Genomic DNA, 25,263 nt, shown 5'->3' on the forward strand with positions numbered 1-25,263 from the left:
GCAAAGCAGATTTTCGAAGATGGTGAATTGTCGAGAGGCGGCGTCTGTGCGTCATGGCGGTGCCCAGCGCGCAAAACAGTATTCTGGAAAAGGGACTTCCGGGGCGCACGGGCTGCCCTTTACCGTACTTGTCCCGCAATCGGCCGGATGAAGAGGGATGCGCACCGCGCGGTTGCGTGCGCGCGTTGCTACTGCCTTAGCATATTCCAGCAACACTGAACGTCACAAGGAGCGTATGAGTCTGTGCAAGTCCCTCCGTGAGAGATATGTCCTCCTCGCGTCGCTTTGCTCGATCGCGCTGTTTTCGAATAGCGCACCGGCCCAGACCGCACCGCCCGCGGTCAAGGCGCGCGCCTGGGTCTTAATGGACTCGTCGAGCAATCAGATCCTCGCCTCGCAGGACGCCGAGGCGCGCATGGAGCCTGCGTCGCTCACGAAAATCATGACGGCGTATCTGGTCTTTCAGGCGCTGCAGGACAATAAAATCCGCATGGACGAAACGGTGTTGCCCAGCGATGCCGTTCGTTCCGTCGGCAAGGACGAATCGAGGATGTTCATCGAGGCGAGCAGGCCGGTGTCCGTTCACGATCTGCTCTACGGGTTGATTGTAGAGTCCGGCAACGATGCCGCGATTGCACTGGCGGAAATCGTGGGCGGCACGCAATCGCATTTCGTCGACATGATGAATGCCCAGGCCCAGGCGCTAGGGATGAGCCACACGCACTTTGCGGATGTCAACGGCATGCCTGAACCGAATCACTACACGACGGCAGGCGATCTGGCGATTCTCGCGATGCGCCTGATTCACGATTTTCCGCAGAACTATCCAATTTTTTCGGTCAGGACGTTCAGCTACGACAACATCCGACAGCTAAACCGTAATCGCTTGCTCTGGCTCGATCCGACTGTCGACGGTCTCAAGACCGGACATACCGATGCCGCCGGGTATTGCCTGATCGCCAGCGCCCTGCGGCCCGTACCTGGCGCCCCCGGTATGACGCGGCGTGTCATCAGTGTCGTGATGGGCGACCCGACAGCATCCGACCGTGTGCGCGACAGCCTGAAAATGCTCGACTTCGCCTACGATGCGTTCGAGGAAGTCGCGTTCTACAAGGCCGGTCAGGCGGTCGAGACGTCCCGCCTCTACGAGGGCACGTCGTTGAGCGTCAGGGTGGGCGTGGTGAAGGACCTGATGCTGACTGTGCCCGCCGGTCAGGATCGCGGCGTCAAGCCGAAGGTCTCAATCGTGTCACCGCTCGTCGCGCCGCTCGCCGTGGACCAGAAGGTGGGGAACGTCGAACTCGTCTCAACGGACAGCCGGGTTCTCGCACAGGCGCCGCTTGTCGCGCTCGACGCAGTTCCACAGGCCGGACTCCTTGCGCGAGCGTGGGACTTCATGCTGCTGCACCTCAATCGGCCCGGCTGACGGGATCGGGGCCCGGCTCGCGGCGTCCTGCGCCAGCATGCCAAGCGACGGCGTCCGTGCGCGGACGCCCGCCGGCGCGCGGCCTGCGTTGTCCGTCCTCGTCAGCCGCCGGTGACAGGCGGGAAAAACGCGACTTCGCTGTCCTGACGCACGACGAACGTGCCAGCGACCAACTCGTGGTTGACCGCGGTACGCACCGGGCGGCCCTCGCTCAGGGCGTCGGCTATCCGTGCGTTGCGCGAGGCGAGTCTCGCCCGGAGTGCGTCCACCGTCAGATGCGGCGCATCGATATCGACGATTTCGTGCTGGATGCCAATTCGTTCGCGAATGCTCGCGAAATACTTGATGGTGAGTTTCATCGTTGCATTCCTGTTGCGTGGGCGGTGGGGCAACGCTAAGTCAGCCCCCTCCGCATCATGGCCTGCTCGTCGCGCGTTCTGGCTTCGACCCACTCGGCAGAGCCGTCGCGGCGAACCTCTTTCTTCCAGAACGGCGTATGTACATTCAGAAAGTCCATCACGAACTCGCGCGCCTTCAACGCGGCCGCGCGATTCGGCGCGGCCACGACCACAACCACGACCACGACGGCATGACCGAGCGCGACGCGGCCGATCCGGTGAACGACCTTCACCGCATCCACCTTCCAGCGTGCAACGGCCTCTTCGACAATGCTCCATAGCGGCTGTTCCGTCATGCCGGGATAGCGTTCAAGCTCGAGTGCGACGACGTCGTCGAACTCGCCGCTGTTGCGCACGAGCCCGATGAAGCTGACCACCGCGCCCACGTTCGCGTTGCGCATATCGGCGCGAAGTTGGCCTGAACGTCGATCGGCTGGTGCTCTACCCGCACTTCGCACCCCGCGGCGATGCCCGCGCGCGGCGTCACGTCTTCGCCATGTTCGCGGGGCGCCGCGACATCGTGCAGGGCAGCCGGGGCGCGCGTGGGATGCGTCATAAAGTCTTCTTCTCCAGGGACGTTTTGTGAGGCGCGCTGCTGGCGGTCAGCCGCCGACCAGCGACATGCGGACCGTGGGCCAGACCTTGCCCGAATCCGGCTTGCGCCGGATCGCGCACGGCTCCGGGTACCGGTCGTCTCGCGCGCCAGCGCGCACGCACGGCCGCGGCCAGTTGCACTACCGGCACGGCGTCGCCGAGCCACGGCTTGAGGTCGGCCCCTGCGTAGCGAAGAGGGAGGGGTAGAGGTGGCCGTCGGCGGACACCCGTGCGCGCGAGCACGCACCCGCAGAACGGCTGCGAGATGCTCGCGATGAACCTGACTTCGCGGCGACCGTGCGTGTGCCGGTAGTTGACGGCAGTGGCCGCTTCCTGCCCGTCCTCGAGCGGGACGAGCGGGAATTCGGATTCAACGACGGCCCGGATTTCGCGTGCCGTGAGCACCGTCTCGTTCGACCAGGCGCTCGCGCCACCGACGTCCATGTATTCGATTAAGCGCACAGCGACATCCCTATTCCTGAAGGCGCACGCGCGGCAGAATCTCGCTGTCGTTGACGCCGCGCTCGATTACTGCATTCACCTTGACCGGGGCGAGTCCGACCGCGCAGGCAGGCCTGCTCGATGCCGTCGAGAATGCGCGACACGGATAGCGCGACGTCGCTCATGCGGCGGAACAAGGCGTCATCGACGGCGTCGAGGTTCACCGTGACGCGGCCGAGGCCTGCATCGCGAAGGGCGCGCGCCCGGGCCGCGACCAACGAGCCGTTCGTCGTCATCGCGATGCCCGTCGGCTTGCCGCTGACTGTCGTAAGACGTGCGAGCTGTTCAATGAGCGATTCGAGTCCGCGCCGCAGGAGCGGTTCGCCGCCGGTGATGCAAATCTTTTCGACGCCGAGCGACGAGAATGCTCCCGCGACTTTCTCCATCTGATCGAACGACAGACGCTCGGACGCGCGCAGGGACGGGTAATCGGCATCGAAGACGTCGCGCGGCATGCAGTAGGCGCAGCGAAAGTTGCACTGGTCGATGACGGAAAGACGCACACTGCGCAACGGGCGCGCAAGCGTGTCGAGAACGGCGTCGTGGCCGGTCTGCTCTGGGGTACGGCGGCGTCGGCGATGGGGGACTCGGCGATGGCGTTCACGATCTCTTCGAGAGTCCGTAGCTGGCGACAAGGGTAGGGCATCGGGCTTCACTGCACTGGCCTCCAAAGCCGGACGATGCCCGCGAACAAGTTGCGCTTAGGATAGTGCGCCAGCCTTCCGCCCCGAATGCACAGTCCGCGTCTGATTAAAGCAGTACGTTGCGCGAGCGCGGCCGGCTTGCCGGGCTTCATGCGCATGCCGCACAGAACGAAGGAAGCTCCGAGCGACGTCAACGCGCTGCGGGCCATGTCGCGCTCGCCGACTGACGCGCCGCCCGTCATCACGATCAGGTCGGACTGCGCACGAAATGCGCGTAGGGTCGCGTGGATTGCACGAGCGCGAGCCTCCTCGCGGCCGTGGTACGAGGTGCGCTGGTGGCTTCGTCGAGCGCTTCTGCGGACACTGGCGTGCCGAAGGGTCGCTTGCCGGTGACGCTTCGCCCGCGGCGACACTAAGAAAAATGCCTTGCGCACGGTGTCCGCGCGCAAGGCGGTGTTGACGGAGCGCGGTGGCCGCCTAGTGCTTCACCAGCATCACCTTGCCGCGGAACAGATAGTATTGGTAGAGATTGTAGCCGACCATGATCGGGAAGACGGTGCCGATGCCGAAGAGCATGAAAGTGAGCGTCGCGCTATCCGAGGCGGCGGCGGCAACGGTCAGCTGGCCCGGCACGATGTACGGGAACAGGCTGATGGCGAGCCCCGCGAACGAGATCACGAAGAGCAGCGTCGCCCCCACGAACGGGCCGTGTTCGCCACGCATGTGGATCGCGTAAAGCACATACAGGAACGCCAGCGCAGCGAGCACCGCAAGCGCGATCAGTAGATGGAAGACGCCCTGTTCCTGCCAGCGCGTCACGCCGACCGGGCTCAGCTTCAGCGTCGCGAACGAAACCACGAGGGCGGCGGCCACGGTCGTGAAGACGGAAACGATGGCGTAGCGGCGCGCCGAGCTCTCGAGTCCGCCCGTGGTCTTCTTCACGAGCCAGGTCGCGCCGAGCAGGCAATAGCCGGATACGACGCCGATCGCCGTGACCGCCACGAAGCCGAGGCTCGAGGCGCCCGGCACGAAGCCGGTAAGAATCCTGCCGAGCACGATGCCCTGCGAGACCGCGGCGAGCAGGCTGCCGATGCCGAAAACGCGGTCCCACACGGTCTTGCTCGAGTGGGCCGCGTGACGGAACTCGATGGCCGCGCCACGCATGATGAAGCTCGCGATCAGCACCATCACGGGGACGTAGAGATCAGAGAGGATCATCGCATAGGCTGCCGGAAAGGCGCCAAAGAGGGCGCCGCCGAGCACGACGAGCCAGGTTTCGTTGGCGTCCCAGACGTGGCCGATGGACTGAACCATGAGGTCGCGGTCGCTCTGGCGGCGCTGCAGCAGCGTAAGCACGCCCACGCCGAGGTCAAAGCCGTCCATGACGACGTAGAGCACGAGCATCAGGCCGATGAGCCCGAACCATGCGTGATTCAACAGGTCCTGGGTTGATGCGGGGGTCATGATGACTTCCTGTAAGGTGAAAGCGAATTGGGGAGACGGCGCAGATCAATAGTCGACGGCGTGCGCAACGGCCTCGCGTGCGGGCCCGGCCGGCGGCATCAGGTCGAGATCGGGACCTTGACGCAGCCAGCGCCGGGCGAACACGAAGAACGACACGATCAGGATGACGAACAAGGCGCAGAACATGATCATGCTGCCCAAAACGGTGCCGGCCGGAATGGCGGAGGCGGCATGCTCGGTGCGCAGCAGACCGTAGACGAGCCACGGCTGGCGGCCCACCTCGCGCACGATCCAGCCGCATTCGACGGCAATGTACGGCAGCGGGATCGCCAGCACCCAGGCGAGCAGCAGCTTGCGCTGCGCAAGCAGCTTGTCGAGGTGGCGGCCCGACTTGCGCAATGCGTAGAGGGTCCAGAACGCGAGCGCCATGAACAGGAAGCCGATCCCTGCCATGACGCGAAACGCGTAGTAAAGCAGCGGGATCATCGGCGGCTGATTCTGGACGGGAATGTCATTCAGACCCGTGACCTGACCGTGCAGGCTGTGCGTGCCGAGAACGCTCAGCAGGCCGGGCACTTCAAGCGACCAGTCGTTGCGTTGTTTGGCGGCATCCGGCCACGCAAGGAGCGACCAGCTAGCACCGGTGCCGGGTGCGTTCGTTTCCCAGTGGCCCTCGATCGCGGCGCCCTTGGCCGGCTGCGTTTTGAAGACGTCGACGCCACTCGAATCGCCGAGCCAGATCTGCACGGGCGCGACGAATACCAACAGCAGGAGGGCCAGCTTGAACGAGCGGACAAAGAACGCCGGATCGCGACGCTTGATCAGGTAGTATGCCGAGATGCCGGCGATCACGACGAGGCCCGTTTCGAGTGCGGCGAACCACATGTGCGACGCGCCCCAAGGCATGTCCGGGCTGAAGATCGCCTTGAGGTAGTCGGTGACGACGAGCTTGCCGTCCACCACGGTCACGCCGCTCGGCGTTTGCAGCCACGAGTTCGCGACCATGATCCAGAAAGCGGAGAGGGACGAGCCGAACGCGACCATCGCGGTGGCGAACAGGTGCACGCCTTTGGGCACGCGACCCCATCCGAGCATCATGATGCCGACGAAGCCCGCCTCCAGCATGAACGCCATTGCCCCCTCGAAGCCGAGGATATTGCCGAAGAACTGGCCGGTGTATTGGGAAAACGGTCCCCAGTTCGTGCCGAACTCCAATTCCAGGGGAATGCCGCTCACGACGCCGACGGCGAAGTTCAGCAGCAGCAGCTTGCTCCAGAACCGCGCGTGGCGGTACCAGACGACGTCGCTCGTCTTGACCCAAAGGATTTCGACGACGAGCAGAAAGGCGGACAGGCTGATCGTGAGGATCGGCCAGAGTATGTGGAAGATCGCGGTCAAGGCGAACTGACCGCGGGCCAGATTCAGGGCTTCGATAGACATGGTGATTACCAGGTGATTAGAGAACAGGGAAGCGCGCGACTCGACGCGACAGTGGGCAATCAGAACGCAGGCAGCACGGGCGGCTCGGATGAACGGTGCAGCAACACGGGAATCGACTTCGAGGTCGGGGTGTTGCAGACGTCGCCCACGCTCGACAGCGGAACGAGCGGATTCGTCTCCGGGTAGTACGCCCCGATGCAGCCGCGCGGAATGTCGTATTCGACGAGGCGGAAGTGGTCCGCACGGCGTTCGATGCCGTCGTCCCAGACCGTGGTCATGTCGACCCAGTCGCCGTTCTCGAAACCGAGCGTGGCTATGTCGGTCGGGTTGATGAAAACAACGCGTCGCTGGCCGAAGACGCCGCGATAGCGATCGTCGAGCGCGTAGACCGTCGTGTTGTACTGGTCGTGAGAGCGCGTGGTCATCAGCGTCATCAGGCGTTCGCCGTGAATTGCCTTCGCACGGGCGATCGGCGTGTCCTGCTGCACGGCGTGCACGACGAAGTTCGCCTTGCCGGTCGAGGTCTTCCAGTCGCGCTCGCGCGAGGCGACGCGCAGATGGAAGCCGCCCGGGTGCTGGATGCGCTCGTTGTACCGGTCGAAGCCCTCGATGGCCTGCTCGATGGCGTCGCGGAGCTTCGCGTAGTCGCGGGCATACGCGAGCCAGTCCACCTTCTCGTCGCCGAGCGTGGCGTGCGCGATGTTCGCGACGATTGCCGTCTCGGACATCAGGTTCGGCGAGGCGGGCTTGTTCATGCCATACGATATGTGCACCATGCTCATCGAGTCTTCGACCGTGACGCCCTGAGCGATGCCGTTTTGCACGTCGATCTCGGTGCGGCCGAGCGTCGGCAGGATCAGCGCATTGGCACCGTGCACAAGATGGCTGCGGTTGAGCTTGGTCGTGATGTGGACCGTGAGGTCGCAGGAACGCAGGCCGTCGAAGGTGCGACGCGTGTCCGGGGTCGCCATGGCGAAGTTGCCGCCCAGCCCCATGAACACCTTCACTTTGCCTTCGATCATGTGCTCGACCGTCTCGACGACGTCGAGACCATGCTCGCGCGGTGGATCGAAGTCGAACACCTTGCCCAGCCGGTCAAGGAAGGCCTGCGTGGGCTTGTCCTCGATGCCCACGGTCCGGTTGCCCTGCACGTTCGAGTGGCCGCGCACGGGACACAGGCCGGCGCCCTCACGGCCGATATTGCCGCGCATCATCAGCAGATTCGAGAGCATGTGCACGGTCTGCACCGAATGTTTGTGCTGCGTAATGCCCATGCCCCAGGTGGCGATCACGCGCTTGCCGTTGGCATAGATGCGCGCGAGACCTTCGACGTCTTCGCGGGCGACGCCGGACTGCGCTTCGAGAAGCGGCCAGCTCTCGTTGCGCAGGTCGTCGGCGAACGCGCCGAAGCCGAGGGTGTGCTGGTTGATGAAGTCGAGATCGAGCACGCGTTCCGTGCGGTTTTCAAGCGCCTCGTCGTCGAGCTCGATGAGATGCTTGGCCACGCCCTTGATGAGCGCGAAGTCTCCGCCCAGTTTCGGCTGAATGAACGTCGAGGCGATCTTCGTGCTGCTGAAGGTCAGCATTTCGACCGGGTGCTGGGGGCTCGCGAAGCGTTCGAGACCGCGTTCGCGCAGCGGATTCACCGACACAATCGTGGCGCCGCGGCGCGACGCTTCACGCAGTTCGCCCAGCATGCGCGGATGGTTCGTGGCCGGGTTTTGCCCGAAGACGATAATGGTGTCCGCCAGTTCGAAGTCGTCGAGCGTGACCGTGCCCTTGCCTACACCCACCGTCGTCGGCAGACCGCGGCTGGTTGCTTCGTGGCACATATTCGAGCAGTCGGGGAAGTTGTTCGTGCCGTACATGCGCACGAACAGCTGGTAGAGGAACGCGGCCTCGTTGCTCGCGCGTCCCGACGTGTAGAACGCGGCTTCGTCCGGCGAATCCAGCTGGTTGAGATGCCTTGCAATGAGCGCGAAGGCGTCGTCCCAGGCTATGGGCCGGTAGCGGTCCGTGCGGGCGTCGTACACCATCGGGTCGGTGAGCCGGCCGTGCTGCTCGAGTTCGTAATCGGTTTGCTTCATGAGCGATTCGACCGTGTTCGCCTCGAAAGACGCCGGTGTGACGCGCTTGGTCGTGGCTTCGGCCGCGACGGCCTTCACGCCGTTCTCGCAGAATTCGAATGTCGACGCGTGCTGGCGATCGGGCCACGCGCAGCCGGGGCAATCGAAGCCGTCCGGCTGGTTCTGCTTGAACAGGGTACGATAGTTGCTGCCGGCAACGCGCTCCTTGATCAGATTGATGGCGACGTACTTCAGTGCGCCCCAGCCGGCGGCGGGGTGGTGATACGCCTCGATTTTGCCTTTTTGCTTTGCCTTGTCCATGCCCTTGGCTCCGTTGACTTCGCGCGGGCCCCGGTCTTTTTTCGACAGAGCCGCATACTGCGATTGATTGGCGTAAGCGTAAAAGCAAAGGCCGCGTTCACGAGTGCACAGAATCCCCCGACTTGCTAAAGTACAGTTCGCCGAGTGGCAGCACAGTCGAAGCGCTGTGCTGCGTGCGGCGTTCAGGGGAAGGACTGTGAACCTTTATGAAAGGCTCGCCGACGACATCGAAAATCTGATTCGTAAAGGCGTGTATCGGCCCGGCGACCGGGTGCCATCCGTTCGACAGGCGAGCCAGCAGCACCGCATCAGCATCACGACGGTGATTCGCGCGTATCTGTTGCTGGAAAGCCGGGGATTGCTGGAAAGCCGCCCCCAGTCAGGCTACTTTGTGAGCCTGCGCGCGCAAGAAGGCGACCGCTCCGCGCACGGGTTGTGCCCGACACGACCGATTGCCGTGTCTGCTTCCGTCGACGTGGGCCGGCTCGTGCTCTCGACGCTGCGCTCGATCAGTGTCGACCGGGCCGTGCCGCTCGGCTCGCCCTATCCCGATCCCGAGCTCTTTCCGTTCGAGAAGCTCAATCGCTATGCGTGGGCGGTCGGCCGCAACAAGGCGCTGTGGGGAGTGACGAACGGCTTGCCGCCCGGCAGCCCCGACCTCCTGCGGCAAATTGCCCGGCGCTACCTCGAGAACGGCATGACCGTCGATCCGAACGAGATCATCGTGACGGTAGGCGCAACGGAGGCCATCAATCTGTGCCTGCAGGCCGTCGCCAAGGCGGGCGACGTCGTTGCGGTCGAATCACCGACCTTCTACGCGATGCTCCACGCCATCGAGCGTTCGGGCATGAAGGCGATCGAGGTGGCGACGCACCCGGAGTACGGCATCGACATCGACGAGCTCGCGCGCATCATCGACTCGCAGCCGATTGCCGCCTGCATGGTGATGCCGAACTTCCAGAATCCGCTCGGTTTTCAGATGCCGGACGAGCGCAAGCGCGCGCTCGTGGAACTGCTTGCCGGCGCGGACGTTCCGATCATCGAAAACGGCGTCTGCAACGAGCTGTACTTCGGCAAATCGCATCCGAGCACGCTGAAGTCGTTTGACAAAAAAGGAATGGTGCTGCACTGCGCGTCATTTTCGAAGAGTCTCACGGCGGCTTACCGCATCGGCTGGGCGCTGCCCGGGCGCTATCGCGACCAGGTAGAGAAGCTGAAATTCCTGAACACGCTGACTACCCCGGTCATTCCACAACTGGCAATTGCGGAATATCTCGAGCGCGACGGCTATGAGCACCACTTGCGGCGCGTGCGCAGGAACTACGCGCAACAGGCCAGTCTGATGAGAGCGATGGTCACGCGCTTCTTTCCTGTCGGCACGCGCATATCGAGCCCGGCGGGAGGCTACGTGTTGTGGGTCGAGCTGCCTTCGAAGGTCGACTCGATGATGCTCTACAAGCTTTTGCTCGAAAAGCGCATTACGATCGGCCCCGGCTACATGTTCTCGGTATCGGACAGCTACCGGAATTTCATCCGCCTCAACTACAGCAGCCCCTGGTCGACCGAAATCGAGCAGGCTGTCATCACGGTCGGCAAGCTGGCGACGGCGTGCGCGCGCTGAGGCAGGCTGCCAGGCACGCTAAGGCCTCTGAAAGCGGCCGGTCTCGTCGGCTTTATCATCGCACCGGAGAAAAGGGGAGCGGGTTCGCCACACCGACTGAGCGGACATGGCCCATCGTTCGAAGCACACCACGGCGCGTGGCACGCTGGTTTCGCCATCAAAGGGCTAGACATGAGATGTTCTCCGCATCTGGACGTTAGCTAAGCTCGTAGCACGGGCCGGGCTGGATCGCGGGCGGCACTTCCTCGTCGCTCAGTTCGAGCACGGCGCGTTCGATGTTGCGCGTCATGGCATCGAGTGCCAGGCTGTTCGGCGCGAGGCCGAAGGGCTCCGCGATTTCGCTCGCGATGGCTTCCAGCGCGAGCAAGGTGTAGGACACGAATACGCAGATGAGCGGCGTGGCAAAGCCAATTGAGTCGATGAGACCGAAGGGGAGCAGGGCGCAGTACGCGTAGACGGTTCGATGGAGCAGAACGCCGTAGGCGAAGGGAATCGGCGTCGCGTGGATCCGCTCGCATCCGCCGACGGCCGCGCCGAGTTCGTCGAGCGGCCTGTCGAGCATCCAGAGGTGCATGTCGGCCAGCACGCCCGCGCGATTGAGCGCGGCGAGACGCTTACGCGCTTCGTCGAGCAGCAGCATTGGCGTGAAGAGGCGGCCGCGAAGCTCCGAGGCCTGTGCGGTGCCGAGCAGCTTCGCAAGGTCGGCTGACGGGTCCGAGTGACGGAGTTGATGCTTGAGCGCATAGGCGAATGCGATCAAGAGGCGAACGAAAGCGGCGTTGTCGAACAGGGCGCTGTCGCCGGGCACGTAGCGGCGGACCTGCGAGGTGAGCGTACGCGCGGCGATGAGCAGGGTGCCCCAAAGGCGGCGTGCTTCCCAATAGCGCTCATAGCTGGCGCTGTTGCGAAACGCGAGGAAGATCGTCAACGCGACACCGCACAGCGTGAAGGGCGTCGTATTCAACGGAATCTTTTCGCCGAAGATGCGGCCGTGCGTGCACATGGCCAGCACGCTCACGAGCGTCATGAGCGCCAGTTGCGGAAGGATTGCCTTAAGGACAGATCCGTGCCACACAAAGAGCATGCGAAACCAGTTGGGCGCCGGGCGGACGATCATGACGGAGATAACGTATGGGCAGTCAAAAGGGGCGTTTCACTCTCTGTGAGAGGGTGAATCACGGTGCAGGACGTGTTTGCCTGCTGCTCGCGGGTGCATAGCAGGAGATTAAATGCGATCGACTGCAGGCTTGAGCTACATTTTGGCGGCTTCGTCAGGGGTACAGTTCCGACAGTTGTATGTGCCTGCAGAGGCATCCTGGCAATCGTCAGCGGTTCTTCAGCCTGGCGCTATTGGTATCGTTTTTCCATGGCAACACCTTATACGAGTGAAGGTGTTGCACTTCAACTTTGAGAACGCGCAGCCTTTGCCGCTTGTCGCCATTCTTCAAGGAAAAACTGGAAGCCGCCCAGTTGCTGCGCGAGGTAGCCGCCCGTGGCCATCGATTCCGGTGCGCGACGATCTCCGGTAGGCGGGTACTCGTCAGAAAAATTGGCTGTACGAAACACGATGTCCCAGATCGGAAACACAGCGCCGTAATTGCAGGAGTTTCGCCCCGCCGCCCGCAGGCCGTGATGCAGCCTGTGAAAGCGCGGCGAGACAATCAACCGGTCGCCGAGCCAGCCGAACGAAAGCTTGATATTCGCATGGCTCAGGCTTTCGATGAAGCGCATGATCAGGAACAGCAGCGGAAATTGCAGCGGGGGAATGCCGATCGCGAGACCAACGGCGCCGAACCAGACGCCGGCGACCAGTTCATCGAGCACATGGTTGCGGTCATCCGACCAGAAACTCATCTGCCGCTGCGCATGGTGCAATGCATGAAGTGCGTACGCGCTGCGAGATGAATGCGACAGGCGGTGACGCCAATAGTCGGTACAGTCGAGTATCAACGCATACGCAATGAAGGTGATGACGGGATGCCCGAGAAGCGGTGGTATAAGCCTCTCGAGCGTCGGCGGTATGTAGCCGTGCGCGATCACAAAACCGTACACCCATACCTGTACCTGATAAAACAGCAGGAAACTAAAGACAGGCAATACGCCGACCCGGTTTAAAATCGTATAGAACGCGTCGATCACCACGGCTTTCCGGTTTTCCCAGCGCTCGATCGGAAAGAACACTTCGAGCGGCCAGCACACTGCGTACGTGACGATCACCGCGAATAGGCCGTAGACGCCGACAAGCGCCCAGTCGAACGACAACTCCTCCCAGTCCATCCAGCCGAAGTGATACAGCACCGGCAGAATGAGATGCGTGTCGATTTCACCGGCCAGCATACTGAACCACCTGTCGAGAAATACAAGCATGATGCGCCCTACAGGTTTTCAGCTGTAACGAAACCAGGCCGGGTCATTTGAGTGCTGAGAAAGATGCCGTGCGGCGAGCGCCCCACGTCGATGGTTTCGTAGTTGCCACTGGCCGGATCGAGCACGGCGACCTGTTCACGGAAACGCAGCGTCACCCATAGCTTGCCGTCGGGTGCAACGCTGATATCGTCTGGCCCCCCAGCGTGAAGCGGATACGTGCGAAGCAGCTCAAGCGTGGCGGAGTCGAGCGCTGCCAGCGAGCCTCCGACACGGTTCGTGACGTAAAGCGTCCTGCGGTCCGGCGTGAGGAAGACATTGTGTGGACCGACACCGGTCTTGACCCGCCGCAGCACGTTACCCGTTACTGGGTCGACCTCCGCCACATGGTCGCTGCCCATCACGCAGACCAGCACCTTGCCGTTGTGCCAAAGCACGCCGGCGGGCGTTGAGCCGAGTTCCGACTTCCAGCGGATCGTCATATTCGTCAGGTCGAACGACACGAGCGTGCCAGACTCCTGCATCGAATTGAAGCTCCACCGCGAGTCCGGCGAGAAGCCCAGATGGCTTGGCATCTCGCCGGGCGAGAAGCGCTTGACCAGCGTCAGGTCATCGGACCGGTACACGTCGACGTAGTTGATCCGCAGTGCGTTGATGACGAGGTAACGTTGATCGGGTGTAAAGCCGAGCTGATAGGGATCGGCAATGACTTTGTGGCCAAGCGACGTGCCGTTGCGCGGGTCGACTATGAACAGCGCATTGCCGCTGGCGTCGGCGATATAGAGCTTGCTTCTATCCGGTGAAAGGGCCCAGTGGCTGGGCTCACGCATTGTCGGCAAGGTTCGGACAACTTTGCACGACGCCATGTCGATCACCGAGACGCTGGCTTCGCCGGAGTTCATCACAATCGCGATAGAAGGGGAGGCCGCATTGGCGAGGCTCGAGCGAAGGGCGAGAAATGGCGACAGGCCGAGACCCAGCGGAACGGCGAAGCCACCGCCAAGCAGCGCGCGACGTGAAAGCTTCATGGAATAGGGCATTTCGGAATTAGATTGCGCAATGATGCTCAAAGCTCAACGAGTGCAAGGCCTTCCTTGCCGACTCCACAGAGGGGGAAAAAGCCAATCTCCAGGAATATCTGCCAGCCGCGTGCTGGGCGCTATTCCGAGTTCGGGCGAACCCGCCGCTTCGTCGAGCCCGACACTTAGCGATGCCGGTCAGATGCCTGCGCTAAATTCGGCGAGCTTGCCGAGCGCTGACCAGTCGAGATCTTCCCAACCGCGAGCGACAGCAGCTACCAGACGGTCACGAACGACGCTTGCAACTGGCATCGGCACTGAAAGCTGTTCCGCTTCCGCCAAAGCGAGACGCAGATCTTTGACCGCCAGCGGCAAAGTCATACCGGGCGGCGAATATCGTTGTTCGACGATCTTTCTTCCGTATGCCTTATGCACTTTTCCATCAAAGAGGGACTCCGTGAAGACGGAGAACGCGACCTTGGGGTCAACGCCTGCCTTATGCAGAAAGGCCAGCACTTCACCCATACTCTGCAACGTGGCCGCCGTCAGCGCATTGCCGGCGAGCTTGAACGTATTGGCTAACTCAGGGTTTTGCCCAACATTGAAAATGCGTTGACCTAGCCGATCAAGTAAAGGAAGCGATCGCTCCACATGCTCATCGGGGCCCGCAGCGAGAATGTACAGCTTCCGGGCGGCAGCGAAGTCTGGGTTCCCAAGGACGGGGGCTGCAACGTAGCCTTGCCCCAGACGGGAGTGCCGCTCCGACGCCCGGCGTGACGCGTCAGGGCTTATCGTGCTCATTGAAATGTGGATGGCATGCGTATCGAGCACATTGGCCAATGATATCGAGACCGAGTCGGTCGCTTCATCGTCAGGCACCATGCTAATGACGATTTCGCAGTGGGCGAGATCAATCCACTTCATTGCTGCCTTGGCCCCCGCTGCCTCTAGAGCGGCTACGTTTTTCCCACACTTGCTGAAGATGACCGTTTCATAGCCGTCGTCCAGCAGATTTCGGGCGAATGCAGATCCCATGCGCCCGAGACCTACGACGCCGACACGGGTTGGCTGTGGCGCTGTACCTGGCTGGCTGGTACTGCGGTCTAAAGCGCTTGCGTCTGAATTTCGTGTGGAGGTCGTCATCTTTTTCAATGAAGGTGTATCACCGGACACCGTTGCACGCGCGTAACTCGCCCGGTCTCGGGGAGCGTGCGAAACAGCGGTGCTGCGTAGTCACGTGCAGAATAGCTGTCGCATGCATGGTGCGGAAGGACCTAATGGGGAACTCTGCTTTGCGCACAGGGGTATGCCGCAATGGCGTCTGCGCATCTGGCGATGCGTGCGCCGGGCATCGGGTGTCGCGTTTGTCCGGGCCCCAATGTGCTTGCAATGGATCGTTGGGGCGCCGCGGCGAAGAACTGCGCCCGTTTGCGGGGCAGTAACGGCTGTTTTGCCGGTGTTTTAGCGTTACCGTCCTTGCCATGGATGCCTCGCGCGCCCGTGCGACCCGCCGTGTCGGCATCTACAGCAGACGCGACTGTGACCGCTCGAAGTGGTCTGCACAGCGCGCCATTCGCTTTTGAGGATAGGGCCGCCAGAATTCGCGGCGGTCATGCTGCTCGCGGAGATTGACCCGGGGCGGAGCCTGTCAACGCGCATGGGTCACGGCCGAGGCCGTTCAGCTTTCCCAGTAGCCTTCCTGACCGAATATCGCTGCGTAGAAGTCGAGAAACGCCCGTACCTTTGATGACACAGTCTTCTTGGGGGGATAGACGGCCCATACCGCAGGCCCCGCGCGCGTAGGCTGGGCTTCCCACTCAGGAAGGATCTGCACCAGCTTGCCTTTCCGGAAAGCGGGGCCGATGGCCCAGGTGGGTAGCAGGGCTATGCCGCGGCCGGCAATGGCGAGATCCAGTACCGCTTCGGTATCGTTGACACGCAAGCGGCTCTGGAGTCGCACAGATTCTTCTCGAGGGACCGTGCGATGCGTGCGGTTGACGAAAAACCATGTGTCGTCTGGCGCAAGCGGCATGCGTAGCGTCGTGTGGCTTGCAAGTTCCTCTGGAGACGCTGGGGTGCCGTGCTGTGCCAGATAGGCGGGGCTCGAACATACAATCCTTCGATGTACTGCCAGTTGCCGCGCCATCAATTGCGAATCCGGGAGAACACCAATTCTGATCGCGAGGTCGATGCCCGAATCAATGATGTTCAGGACGTCGTCGGTGACGACCGCATCGATATCGATTTTGGGGTAGCGATCCATGAAATCCGGCAGATGGCGTATCACATGTCTGCGCCCAAATGATGTCGGCATCGTAACGCGCAGGAGCCCGCGCGGGGACGTGTTGAGTGATGCTGTGATTTCGCGTGCTTCGTCCAGGCTCTTGATGACGATGAGCGCGTGTTCCCTGAAGACCCGTCCCCCTTCGGTGGTCACCAGGCCTCGCGTCGATCGATTGAAAAGCGCGATTCCCAGATCCCGTTCCAGTTCGTTGATATAGCGCGAAACGGTAGACGTCTTAATCCCAACTTTATCTGCCGCCTTGCTGAAACTTCCGAGCTCCGCCGCATGAAGAAAAGCGCGTATTGCAGAGAAGTAGTCCATGGTCCGCTTCCGGGATAGCTAGTCGAGGTTGTTGCCCAATGCCTGCCGCACTCTCGAGTCACGCATGCAGCTCGGGCAATCGCCTGGGGGCTGAATATTCTACTGTACTGGGCGTGAGCTGATGGTACGAATGGCGACGCGCTCCGAACACATGGACGCGGGTTGCTGTTTTGGGCTCCACGCAAGGTTTGGTCGCGAGCTGCAATGGGAATGACAGGGCCTCGCACCCTTGTCGGCAAGGCAACCGAAGGGCTGGTGTATCCGCTAGGTTACCGGCTCGCCTTCGCGCTCTTTCACGACGATGGTGCGCCGCAGCGTCCACAGTTCCATTAACTGGCGCAGCAATTCATACTCGATGGGACGCAGCCGAATGTCACGTGGAATACTTGGTGGCGCGTCGGTGCTCGTGTGTGCCTGTGCGTGGATCTTGTCGATAGCGGTGCAGAGAACATCACGGAACGGCGCACTTCCTCCCGCCGGAATTGGCGAGTCCCGGACAACGGCTGCCGTTCCCAGAATCCGCCGCAGCAGCGAGAGCGTCGCAACGGTCTTGCGTCGCTGAGGCGTGCGGCTTGGCCAACTGCGTCGATAAATCTCCTCGGCGTGTGTGCTTGCGAGGCCCGCGGCGCGCCGCAGTGCCTCGATCTCACCGTCGCATCGATGCGAAATTCCTGCCGCAGCGGCCAGATACGCGAGGTTGGTTTCGACCGCGCGCTCAACGGCGTCGCCGAGACTTTCGCCGCCTTTCGCTGACCAGACGATCCAGGTAGCGAGCACTGCGGCCAGACAGCCGAGCAGGTTGTTTCCGAGTCGGTCGAGTGCGTACATGAACTCGTTCGCCGGCTTGGCGAAATCGGCGACCAGCACGAACGATGGGGTAAGGAACACGACATACAAGCTATAGCTGACGCGCCGTAGTCCCATCGTAAGGCACACCAGCGGGAAGACGACCAACGAGATCGCAAGCGGGCTGTGGATAATAAGCCCGATCACCGCGGCGAGCGCGGCGCCAGCCGCACTTCCGGCCGCGCGTTCCAGGCTTCTGGACAGTGTCGTGCCGCTAGCGGGTTGCAGCACGAACAGTGTCGCCATGGTTGCCCAATAACCAAACGGAATGTGAAAGCTTCGCACGACGACGAACGCGGACGTCGTCGCCAGGCAAAGCCGCGCTGCGTGGCGCAGGCCGGGGGAACCAGGCCGCAGGTTCGCCCGCAGCGTTTTGAGCGCGTTGCGCGTGGTGCCGAGCGTGGCGCGCCACCAGTCCTGTTCCGTTGCTGCGGGCGGATAGCGCTGCGCGTTGACTGACAAAAGGCGGATGGAGAGCGAATGATCCATGGCCTGTTCGAGTCGCCGGGCGATTGTCGGCAGGCGCGCCCGCAGTTGATACGGGAACGGCGAAAGCGGCTTTTCAAGGACCAACGCGATGCGGGCAAGCACTTCTGCGAGCAGGCCGAGGCAGCGTGCGAGCCGTACTGCGCGGTCTTGCCCAGGCCGGCACGGAGCGTTTCCGGGAATCAACGCATTGTCGGCCGCCGTTGAGACGACGATCAGGCTGACTAGGATCTGGTCGGCGTCGTCGAGGGCGAGTTGCAGATCGCCGAACAACTGGCGTCCTTCTACGCGCGACTGGGGCAAACTGATCAGCGCTTTGCGTGCGGCTTCCAGCGACTGCCGGACCATTGCGCGAAATTCGGTCGCGTGCCGCGTCCAATCGGCGCGTGTGGCGGCGGGATCAGTGGCCAGCGAGGCAATATCGCGTGCCGAATCGGACAGATGCTGATACACGAGCCGGACGGCATAACGGCTTGGTCCGAACGGGTGAATGCGCCAGATGCTAAAGCTGAGGACGGTCGCCACGAGGCAACCGCTCAGGTAGATACCGAGTAGCGGGGCACCGCCGCTGATGCTGTGCATCGGACTATCCACCATGACGATGCAGGTGGTCGCCGTCACGAGCGCGAGCTGATAGGCGGCGGGCGACCAGATGGAGGCAAGCCCGGCGCAGAACGAGACGGCTAGCACCGCGGCGCAGGCCGCGAATGCGCCCGCGCCTGAGGCAAGCGCTGTCAGGCCGCCACACACGGTGGAGAGCACGGCGAATCCCATCATCGACGCGAAACGGCGGCGCGACGAACCAGCCGCATCGGCGAGGCACGTCCAGAACGCGCCGATCGCGGCCCAGGAGAAAAGAGGGTTATGCAAAATCTGTCCGACGAGCAGCATCGCGGTCGACGCGCTAGCTGCCCGGAGGCCCTCGGACAGGCTTGCTTCCTCGATGGCGAAAGAAACCATCCACGCGGGGCGCTGACGCGCGAGATTGCGAAAGAAGGCCTGGTTTCGATGCGGCAGGCGACGAAAGATAGAAAGGATCACGCGACGCTCCTCTTCACTGATGGCGACGCACACACGTCATGGCTAAGACCAGGCGAGCGTACCAGATGCCGCGGGTGTCAGGCCTAACGGAACGACAACGGCTATGTGTTCTCGGCCAACTGATGAGCGTTTATCGCGAGGTTTCAATTTTGCGGGAAGAACAGGGCCGAAGTTATCCCTTCTTTGCAAAGGTGATTTTTGGTGCGCGCGATTCTAGCCACGAGAATTTGCTCCTATAGTGACATCAACCTTTTGCGCAACGCCCTATCTCACGCGCATAAGTGTGCTGTTCTTCACTAGTCCACTTTCTGGAGGTGTTCCATGCTGGACAAAACCCTCGCTTCAACGCTTGAGCTCGATGATGAAGTGACTCAAGGCGCTCAATACTTCGAATACACTTCGTCGGCCAATCCGATCGGCGCGAAGCTGATTTCGCGAGTTCCGTATCGTTCTTTCCTGACCTCGCTTTACGACAGCGGTCCGACGCGTGTAGTGCCGCTTGACCTGTCTGCTGAACTGCGTTGCGAGGGCCCCGCTACCGGTCCTGGGCTGATCGCCAACTTCGTGCGTATTCTCGCAGGCGAGAAGGTTTCATTGAACCCGAACGCGACTTCGCAGGTTTTTTACGTTCTGGAAGGCTCGGGCGCCGTAGTACAGCCAAAGACTTCATTCCAGTTCGCCAAGGGGGATTTTTTTGCGCTTCCCGGTGGCGCAGAAGCAGTGCTGACGGCTGACTCGACCGCGCGGCTCTACTACGTCAACGATGCGCCGTTGCTCGCCTATCTGGGTGCGGACGTCGGGCAAGCGCGCTTTTCGCCGACGCTTTACCCCGCAGTCCGCGCCGAACAGGAACTACTGAAGGTCGCTGGAGCACCGGGCGCCGGTCAGCGCAGTCGCGTCAGCATTCTGCTTGGCAACGCGAAATTTCCGCAGACTCGCACGGTGACCCACACCATGTGGGCAATGTTTGGCGTTATTGCGCCGAACACGGTGCAAAAGCCACACCGCCACCAGTCGATCGCGCTCGACTTCATTTCGGAGTGCAAGCCCGGTTGCTATACGCTTGTCGGAACGGAACTGGATGAGCAGGGCAACATCGTCAACCCGGAGCGCGTCGACTGGGAACCAGGTATGGCTTTCGTCACGCCGCCGGGCTACTGGCACTCACACTTCAATGAGTCCGGGGAAAACGGCTACGTGATCCCAATCCAGGACGCGGGTCTTCAGACGTATCTGCGTTCGCTGGATATCCAGTTCGCACATTGAGTGGGCACCGGGTGCCTTGCTCCGGGTTGCGTGTGCGCGTCTTAACGGAACAAGGCGGTCAGCGTTTCATCGCAACAGACGCAGCGCACGCGGTCTCTGGATTCGAGGTGTCGCGGCACGCGATGTGCCGTTGGCAGAACTTGCTCACCGCAAAGCATCCGGAACAACCGACGACACGAGGGGGCTAACCAGCCCAAAATCTGGCGGAGACCAAAAGTCTCCGCCTTTTTGCTGCCCCCGGGTTTCGTCGAGTAATCGCAAGGGCGTCCTTATGCCGTGAAGCCGGCCCCTCGTAATTCAAGATTCCACGGGGGTGAACTGGTCCATATCGTATGACCGTGGGATCCTCCGGCAACCGGCAGCTAAGCACCATCGTCGTAACCGAGCTTTTTCTCACGCCACGCTAGTTCAACAACGGCTCTGGATGGGCCGCTTCGGTCACGGGCTCGTCCGGCTGGACGTTGAGCACGCGCATCGCTGCCTGCGCAATCTCGGCGAATACAGGTCCTGAAACGTCACCGCCATAGTGCTTCGCGCCTTTGGGCTTGTCGATCGAAACAGCAATCACGAGCTTCGGGTTTCTGATCGGAATAACCCCCACGAACGATGCGCGGTAGGCGTTCCTCTCATATCCGTGGCGGGTGGCGGTATAGGCCGTTCCTGTCTTTCCCCCGACGCTGTATCCAGGGACTTCGGCCTGAGGAGCAGTACCGCCTTTCGCCACCACACTCTCCAGCATTACCCTGACTTCATCCGTTGTGTGCTCTGTGAAAATCTGCGTACCTTTGATGGACGCTTCGTCCGTCTTGTACAGCGAAAGCGGCACGAGCCTGCCGTTGTTCGCGAAGACCGTGTAGGCGTGCGCGAGCTGGATTAGCGATACGGACACGCCGTATCCGTAGGACATCGTCGCCTGCTCGATGCGATGCCACTTTCGCCACGGTCTCACGATGCCGACACCAGCGCCGGGGAAACCGAGGTCTGGAGCGTGCCCGAATCCGAGGGCAGTGTACATCTTCCACATTTCCTCGGGCTTCATCGTTAGGGCTATTTTCGTTGCGCCGATATTGCTTGACTTCTGGATCACCCCAGCAACAGTCAAAGTGCCGAAATTTGCGTCGTCCGTGATGGTGGCTCCGTCCAAGGAGAACGTTCGGTTCGTCTCCACGAGCGAATCAGGCGAAACCCGGCGCAGGTCGAGAGCTAGTGAGACCGTAAACGGTTTCAATATCGAACCTGGTTCGAATACGTCCGTCACCACACGGTTACGCAACGCAGGCCCTTGTAGCAAGGAACGATCGTTCGGGTCGTAGCTCGGATAATTTGCGAGAGCCAGAATCTCACCGGTATGGCCATCGACGACAACTGCGGAGCCGGCCTGCGCGTTGCTACTGATGACGGCTGAGCGCAGCGCGTTGAAGGCGCTGTACTGGATACTGCCGTTGAGGGCAAGCTGGACGTCGACGCCAGGACGTGCAGCATTCACGTTCTCCAGATCTTCGACGACGTGTCCCACTCTATCGCGAATGACCAACTTGGTGCCGTCCACGGCTCCAAGCTTCGCGTCTTGGGCAAGCTCTACGCCGTCTTCGCCTTCACCCGTGATGCGGGTAAAGCCGACCAGTTGTGCGGTGACTTCCTCTTCAGGGTATAGACGCTTGTACTCCGTAGTCTGGTAGATTCCCGGGATGCCCAGAAACTTGATTTTGTCAGCCTCGCCAAGCGGTACCTGATGCTTCAGGTAGACGAATGTTTTGTCCCTGTCGAATTGTGCGGTGATCTGCTGCGCAGGCATGTCGAGTAGCCGCGACAGCATCGCAAGTTTGCCGGGTTCAAGGTCTTCGGGAATTTCCTTAGGATCGACCCAGATGGACTTCACGAGAACATTTGTAGCCAGCACCATCCCGTTCCTGTCTATTATCTTTCCGCGTTCAGCGCCAACGTCGATGATGTGTTCAACTCGCGAGGCGCCTTCCTTTTCATAGAACTTGCGATCGATAACCTGAATCCAGAAGGCACGGGCCGCGCAGGACCCAAACGCGATCGACATGAAAATCATCACTAGCGTCGACCGTCCGCGGGAAACGTTTGCCTTCACGAGTGGCGTTTGATTGAAAGTGACGTTTCGCGGCATCTAATAACTAGTGAGTGTGATTTCCGAAACGATCGACGATCCGCCGACCCACTGGGAATTTCTTTGCTTGTGCTGTCGAAAGACGGATTCGGCAAAGAAGCGAGCGGGCGTGCGGAGTCAGAAGAATAAAAAAATCCGGAACCTACGGGGTTGGACGCGACAATACGTCGCTCGAATTGGGCATGTGGTTGACGCCCCCGCAGGCATTGCAAAACTACGCTGATACCTGCGGGCTGCGCGAAACGATGAGCGGCGGGATCGAGAGAAAAACGATCCCGAGCGCGGATATAAGTAGGTTCATTTTTCCGGCCACGCTATAGGAGATCACACCTGCGACGCCACCCACGCAAAATGCTGCCATCGTCAGCGCTTTGGCTTTCAGTTCGTGGAAGTGCTCAACCTGATCAGGCAGCTTATTCCTCTGAAGTGCATGAGCGAAGATAAGACCGAGTTTCACTCCGATATCGGTCGATGTGCCCGAAAAATGAGTAGTGCGCACCCGGAAATTGGAAACGACGGCGGCGGCCGCGTTCTGGCAACCCATGAGAAAACTCAGTCCGAAAAACGAGCACCAGGCCGCTTGCAGTGCGAACCTTCACGTCTATAACTGCGAGAACCACAAGCGACACGGCTTCCGCCATGAAGATGATCGCGCACGCATGCGCCCGGTTACCTGCACCGCGAAACTCGAGAAGAAGCGCAGAAAGCATCGCTCCCACAATGAAGAGCACGATGATCACGAGGAGTGAGAGCCCCGAACGCGGGTCGCCTGTGGCGATCCTGTCTGCCAATGACGTCACATTGCCAGTCATGTTGCCCGAGAAAATACCCGCGACACAAAAGCCCGTCGCATTGAGAAAGCCGGCGACTGCCGCGAGCGACCAGGCCAAACGCAGTTCGTGACGTGACGACAGGACGGTTTGGTCTAGAGGCATTTGCTGGAGATCCCTGTTTCTGGCGTGGTGACGCATCGATCCGCGATGCTCGAAAGAGACCAGGTGTTTTCCGCCTTGGCTTGTGTTGATGTGCGTCAAGCATGACAGCGGACACGCAAAGGATACCGATGTGACTCACGTCGCAAGAAGCTCTCTGCCGGGAAATCAGATTTGCGGGAAAGGGCTTACCTCGACGGCCCGCCTGTAGAAGTGCATGCAGGTCATTAGGTCATCAAACATGGCGGCGTGGGTTTTGTGACATGGCGCTTGGGGAGGCAGAACACGTTGCGGCTTCCATGCCCGTCGCCAGCGTCGTGTGTGATAGGCGAGTTGCTGCAGTCGCATGTGGTTGGGAGGATCTCGACTGGACAGCGCTGGTACACTCGCCGAATTTGGCGCAGGTACTTAAGCTTTAGCATCCTTGCGAATACTTCAGCGGATGCTTTTCGGCGGTCCTCGGGCCAGTGAGTCGGAAAACGCTCTTCCTAGCGGGAAGCGTTTTCCCGGATAAAGCCAAGATGGGTGACTAGCGCGTTGCGTGCGGCAATTGGGTCGTGACGCTCAATAGCATCGTAGATATGCCGATGCTGTTCCATCAGATGCGACAAGTCTGCGTCTCTTTTCTCGAATGTTGAGTAGGTTTCTTCAATCGATTTCTGTACGAGGTTGTACAGACCGTGCATCACATGAACGAGGACGATGTTGTGAGTAGCCTCGGCAATTCGCAAATGGAAAGCGGCATCAAGCAGCGGCAGCGATGTTTGCCCAGCGTGCACGGCGTATGGGTCCTGCTTGGTAAACGCCGATTCGAGGGCGTCCAAGGCGTCTTTGACCTGCCGGATATCGGATTTCGTCGCGCGTGTGGCTGCCAACTCGACTGTCACGGCTTCCAGTCCTTCACGCATTTCCAGAATATCTCCAGCCGCCTTGCGGTGGCGCGCTATCAAGTGCGCCAACGGGTCCGCGATGAGGGGCGAACTGGAGTTTGCGACGACATATCCGCCTCCCGTCCTGGATTGAATCAGTTTGCTACCTTCCAGTCGGAGCAATGCTTCTCGTAACGACGGGCGAGATACGTTCAAACGTTGCGCCAGGTCGCGCTCCGATGGTAGCGATTCTCCAGCTCGCAGTGTCCCGTCAACAATCAGTTGTTCGAGTTGATCGCAGACGGCGTCGGACAGGCGGAATCGGGGTGGTGGGGTGATTGGGGAAAAAGACATCTACGCCGGCTCCTTCGCGTCTCTAGATTTTTTGGTTCAACTTCCCGCCTGATTCATGCGGGAAGTTCTGGTCGTGAATGCGATCAACGCTTCAACTTTCGCTTGGTTTCGTCGGACAACTGAACGTTGCTCTCGCTGCTACAAACGCCGACTCCCGGGCCGCAATCCAGCGAAAAACCGGGACGATTTCACCGAGCAAATCGCGGCCGAGCTTGGTTGCTTCATATTCGACGCGTGGAGGAATCTGCGCGAATACAGTGCGCGTGACCAGTCCTTCCTTCTCTAACGTTCGTAAGGTTTGGGACAACATCTTTTGGCTTATACCGTGGACCTGCTCGAGAACCCTCGAGAATCGTAGTGGTTGGTCTGTTTCGGCGACTACCTGAAGTACTTTCAGTGGCCATTTCGAGGTAACGCGTTCAAGGACATCGCGCGCAAACGTGTCCCGCTCTGAAGTGGTCCCGGTATACGAGGTCTTCGGATGCCGGTTCGGTTCAGTAACCATAAGGGTAGTATGGTCCAGTGAGGAGGTTTGATCACTCCGGGAACTGTAAAGGCAGCGTGGTCGTTCGTCAATGCTCCGGGTGCCGGACCAATCGATCCGTCGGGGGCCGCTACGGGCGATCGACGGGCGGGGGGACTTGGGTGGGGCGGTAAGGAAATCAAGCATTAGGTCCTAACGTCGGCCTTCGAGTCATCTCGAATTTTGGTGGTCAAGTTCCTGGTTGTTTCCACGTAGTCATGCGTGTGGCCGGCACCTGACTCGCAAATTCGCCGTCTAGGGCGCTGGTTTCATTTCTGGCGCGACGTGCCGTTTTTAGGGTTTCCACCCGTTTCCACGGTCGGTGCACGCGACTACGATTCGTCTGGTC

20 protein-coding genes and 2 pseudogenes are annotated in these 25,263 nt (G+C 61.0%); 3 read left to right on the forward strand and 19 right to left on the reverse strand.

The window, feature by feature from the left end:
- Nucleotides 1-235 precede the first annotated feature (235 nt).
- Nucleotides 236-1,426 (forward strand): D-alanyl-D-alanine carboxypeptidase family protein, encoded by a 1,191-nt coding sequence (locus OKW41_RS31650; RefSeq protein WP_429575084.1) that lies wholly within the window; start codon nt 236-238, stop codon nt 1,424-1,426.
- Nucleotides 1,427-1,527: 101 nt separating this feature from the next.
- On the opposite strand, the gene moaD is transcribed toward OKW41_RS31650, so the two are convergent.
- The 8 genes and pseudogenes from moaD to OKW41_RS31690 form a co-directional block, all read right to left on the reverse strand.
- Nucleotides 1,528-1,785 (reverse strand): molybdopterin converting factor subunit 1, encoded by a 258-nt coding sequence (gene moaD / locus OKW41_RS31655; RefSeq protein WP_429449981.1) that lies wholly within the window; start codon nt 1,783-1,785, stop codon nt 1,528-1,530.
- Nucleotides 1,786-1,820: 35 nt separating this feature from the next.
- Nucleotides 1,821-2,380 (reverse strand): annotated as a pseudogene (locus tag OKW41_RS31660) (molybdenum cofactor biosynthesis protein MoaE).
- Nucleotides 2,377-2,880 carry a hypothetical protein gene (locus OKW41_RS31665; RefSeq protein WP_429575085.1) on the reverse strand — a complete coding sequence of 168 codons (504 nt, stop codon included), beginning with the start codon at nt 2,878-2,880 and terminating at the stop codon, nt 2,377-2,379. Before OKW41_RS31665 ends, OKW41_RS31660 begins: the two are co-directional and overlap by 4 nt.
- Nucleotides 2,871-3,374: a radical SAM protein gene (locus OKW41_RS31670; protein WP_429575086.1), complete on the reverse strand. Its 504-nt coding sequence runs from the start codon at nt 3,372-3,374 to the stop codon at nt 2,871-2,873. The genes OKW41_RS31665 and OKW41_RS31670 overlap by 10 nt, the downstream gene beginning before the upstream one ends.
- A gap of 197 nt (nt 3,375-3,571) precedes the next feature.
- Nucleotides 3,572-3,997 (reverse strand): molybdopterin-binding protein, encoded by a 426-nt coding sequence (locus tag OKW41_RS31675; RefSeq protein ID WP_429449983.1) that lies wholly within the window; start codon nt 3,995-3,997, stop codon nt 3,572-3,574.
- A gap of 43 nt (nt 3,998-4,040) precedes the next feature.
- Nucleotides 4,041-5,027: a cytochrome d ubiquinol oxidase subunit II gene (cydB, locus tag OKW41_RS31680; RefSeq protein WP_429575087.1), complete on the reverse strand. Its 987-nt coding sequence runs from the start codon at nt 5,025-5,027 to the stop codon at nt 4,041-4,043.
- Nucleotides 5,028-5,072: 45 nt separating this feature from the next.
- Complete coding sequence (locus OKW41_RS31685; RefSeq protein WP_429575088.1) at nt 5,073-6,467, reverse strand: cytochrome ubiquinol oxidase subunit I; 1,395 nt, start codon at nt 6,465-6,467, stop codon at nt 5,073-5,075.
- Nucleotides 6,468-6,526: 59 nt separating this feature from the next.
- Nucleotides 6,527-8,854, reverse strand: a complete 2,328-nt coding sequence (locus OKW41_RS31690) for an FdhF/YdeP family oxidoreductase (protein ID WP_429575089.1) — start codon at nt 8,852-8,854, stop codon at nt 6,527-6,529.
- Nucleotides 8,855-9,050: 196 nt separating this feature from the next.
- Here OKW41_RS31690 and OKW41_RS31695 point away from each other — a divergent pair, with 196 nt between their 5' ends.
- Nucleotides 9,051-10,475: a PLP-dependent aminotransferase family protein gene (locus OKW41_RS31695; RefSeq protein WP_429575090.1), complete on the forward strand. Its 1,425-nt coding sequence runs from the start codon at nt 9,051-9,053 to the stop codon at nt 10,473-10,475.
- A 196-nt stretch (nt 10,476-10,671) separates the two neighbouring features.
- Here OKW41_RS31695 and OKW41_RS31700 read toward each other — a convergent pair whose 3' ends face one another.
- The 6 genes from OKW41_RS31700 to OKW41_RS31725 form a co-directional block, all read right to left on the reverse strand.
- Complete coding sequence (locus OKW41_RS31700; protein ID WP_429449991.1) at nt 10,672-11,592, reverse strand: bestrophin family protein; 921 nt, start codon at nt 11,590-11,592, stop codon at nt 10,672-10,674.
- A gap of 284 nt (nt 11,593-11,876) precedes the next feature.
- On the reverse strand, nt 11,877-12,656 hold the full coding sequence (locus OKW41_RS31705) for a sterol desaturase family protein (protein ID WP_429575091.1): 780 nt from the start codon (nt 12,654-12,656) through the stop codon (nt 11,877-11,879).
- Nucleotides 12,657-12,850: 194 nt separating this feature from the next.
- On the reverse strand, nt 12,851-13,867 hold the full coding sequence (locus OKW41_RS31710) for a YncE family protein (RefSeq protein ID WP_429575092.1): 1,017 nt from the start codon (nt 13,865-13,867) through the stop codon (nt 12,851-12,853).
- Between the two features lie 189 nt (nt 13,868-14,056).
- The gene (locus OKW41_RS31715) at nt 14,057-15,001 is read right to left on the reverse strand and encodes an NAD(P)-dependent oxidoreductase (RefSeq protein ID WP_429576514.1); all 945 of its coding nucleotides are present in this window, start codon (nt 14,999-15,001) and stop codon (nt 14,057-14,059) included.
- A gap of 535 nt (nt 15,002-15,536) precedes the next feature.
- On the reverse strand, nt 15,537-16,463 hold the full coding sequence (locus OKW41_RS31720) for a LysR substrate-binding domain-containing protein (RefSeq protein WP_429449997.1): 927 nt from the start codon (nt 16,461-16,463) through the stop codon (nt 15,537-15,539).
- Between the two features lie 264 nt (nt 16,464-16,727).
- Nucleotides 16,728-18,869: an FUSC family protein gene (locus OKW41_RS31725; protein WP_429575093.1), complete on the reverse strand. Its 2,142-nt coding sequence runs from the start codon at nt 18,867-18,869 to the stop codon at nt 16,728-16,730.
- A gap of 288 nt (nt 18,870-19,157) precedes the next feature.
- On the opposite strand from OKW41_RS31725, the gene OKW41_RS31730 reads away from it, so the two are divergent.
- Nucleotides 19,158-20,102: a cupin gene (locus tag OKW41_RS31730; protein WP_429450001.1), complete on the forward strand. Its 945-nt coding sequence runs from the start codon at nt 19,158-19,160 to the stop codon at nt 20,100-20,102.
- A 403-nt stretch (nt 20,103-20,505) separates the two neighbouring features.
- Here the strand turns inward: OKW41_RS31730 and OKW41_RS31735 are convergent, their stop codons facing one another.
- The 5 genes and pseudogenes from OKW41_RS31735 to OKW41_RS31755 form a co-directional block, all read right to left on the reverse strand.
- Nucleotides 20,506-22,152 carry a peptidoglycan D,D-transpeptidase FtsI family protein gene (locus OKW41_RS31735; protein ID WP_429575094.1) on the reverse strand — a complete coding sequence of 549 codons (1,647 nt, stop codon included), beginning with the start codon at nt 22,150-22,152 and terminating at the stop codon, nt 20,506-20,508.
- Between the two features lie 298 nt (nt 22,153-22,450).
- Nucleotides 22,451-22,822, reverse strand: a complete 372-nt coding sequence (locus OKW41_RS31740) for a DUF1275 family protein (protein WP_429576515.1) — start codon at nt 22,820-22,822, stop codon at nt 22,451-22,453.
- A 4-nt stretch (nt 22,823-22,826) separates the two neighbouring features.
- Nucleotides 22,827-23,207: pseudogene (locus tag OKW41_RS31745) on the reverse strand (YoaK family protein); the annotation flags it as partial.
- A gap of 449 nt (nt 23,208-23,656) precedes the next feature.
- Nucleotides 23,657-24,391 carry a FadR/GntR family transcriptional regulator gene (locus tag OKW41_RS31750; protein ID WP_429575095.1) on the reverse strand — a complete coding sequence of 245 codons (735 nt, stop codon included), beginning with the start codon at nt 24,389-24,391 and terminating at the stop codon, nt 23,657-23,659.
- A gap of 91 nt (nt 24,392-24,482) precedes the next feature.
- On the reverse strand, nt 24,483-25,061 hold the full coding sequence (locus OKW41_RS31755) for a winged helix-turn-helix transcriptional regulator (RefSeq protein WP_429575096.1): 579 nt from the start codon (nt 25,059-25,061) through the stop codon (nt 24,483-24,485).
- Nucleotides 25,062-25,263 lie beyond the last annotated feature (202 nt).

Origin of the sequence: Paraburkholderia sp. UCT70 (assembly GCF_050434085.1) — a bacterium.
Classification (GTDB): Bacteria; Pseudomonadota; Gammaproteobacteria; order Burkholderiales; family Burkholderiaceae; genus Paraburkholderia; species Paraburkholderia tuberum.

Coding starts and splice junctions, on each gene's coding strand:
- OKW41_RS31650 (WP_429575084.1), top strand. CDS start 236: ATGAGTCTGTGCAAGTCCCTCCGTGAGAGATATGTCCTCCTCGCGTCG.
- moaD (WP_429449981.1), bottom strand. CDS start 1,785: ATGAAACTCACCATCAAGTATTTCGCGAGCATTCGCGAACGAATTGGC.
- OKW41_RS31670 (WP_429575086.1), bottom strand. CDS start 3,374: ATGCCGCGCGACGTCTTCGATGCCGATTACCCGTCCCTGCGCGCGTCC.
- cydB (WP_429575087.1), bottom strand. CDS start 5,027: ATGACCCCCGCATCAACCCAGGACCTGTTGAATCACGCATGGTTCGGG.
- OKW41_RS31685 (WP_429575088.1), bottom strand. CDS start 6,467: ATGTCTATCGAAGCCCTGAATCTGGCCCGCGGTCAGTTCGCCTTGACC.
- OKW41_RS31690 (WP_429575089.1), bottom strand. CDS start 8,854: ATGGACAAGGCAAAGCAAAAAGGCAAAATCGAGGCGTATCACCACCCC.
- OKW41_RS31700 (WP_429449991.1), bottom strand. CDS start 11,592: ATGATCGTCCGCCCGGCGCCCAACTGGTTTCGCATGCTCTTTGTGTGG.
- OKW41_RS31710 (WP_429575092.1), bottom strand. CDS start 13,867: ATGAAGCTTTCACGTCGCGCGCTGCTTGGCGGTGGCTTCGCCGTTCCG.
- OKW41_RS31715 (WP_429576514.1), bottom strand. CDS start 15,001: ATGACGACCTCCACACGAAATTCAGACGCAAGCGCTTTAGACCGCAGT.
- OKW41_RS31720 (WP_429449997.1), bottom strand. CDS start 16,463: ATGGACTACTTCTCTGCAATACGCGCTTTTCTTCATGCGGCGGAGCTC.
- OKW41_RS31730 (WP_429450001.1), top strand. CDS start 19,158: ATGCTGGACAAAACCCTCGCTTCAACGCTTGAGCTCGATGATGAAGTG.
- OKW41_RS31735 (WP_429575094.1), bottom strand. CDS start 22,152: ATGTCGATCGCGTTTGGGTCCTGCGCGGCCCGTGCCTTCTGGATTCAG.
- OKW41_RS31750 (WP_429575095.1), bottom strand. CDS start 24,391: ATGTCTTTTTCCCCAATCACCCCACCACCCCGATTCCGCCTGTCCGAC.
- OKW41_RS31755 (WP_429575096.1), bottom strand. CDS start 25,061: ATGCTTGATTTCCTTACCGCCCCACCCAAGTCCCCCCGCCCGTCGATC.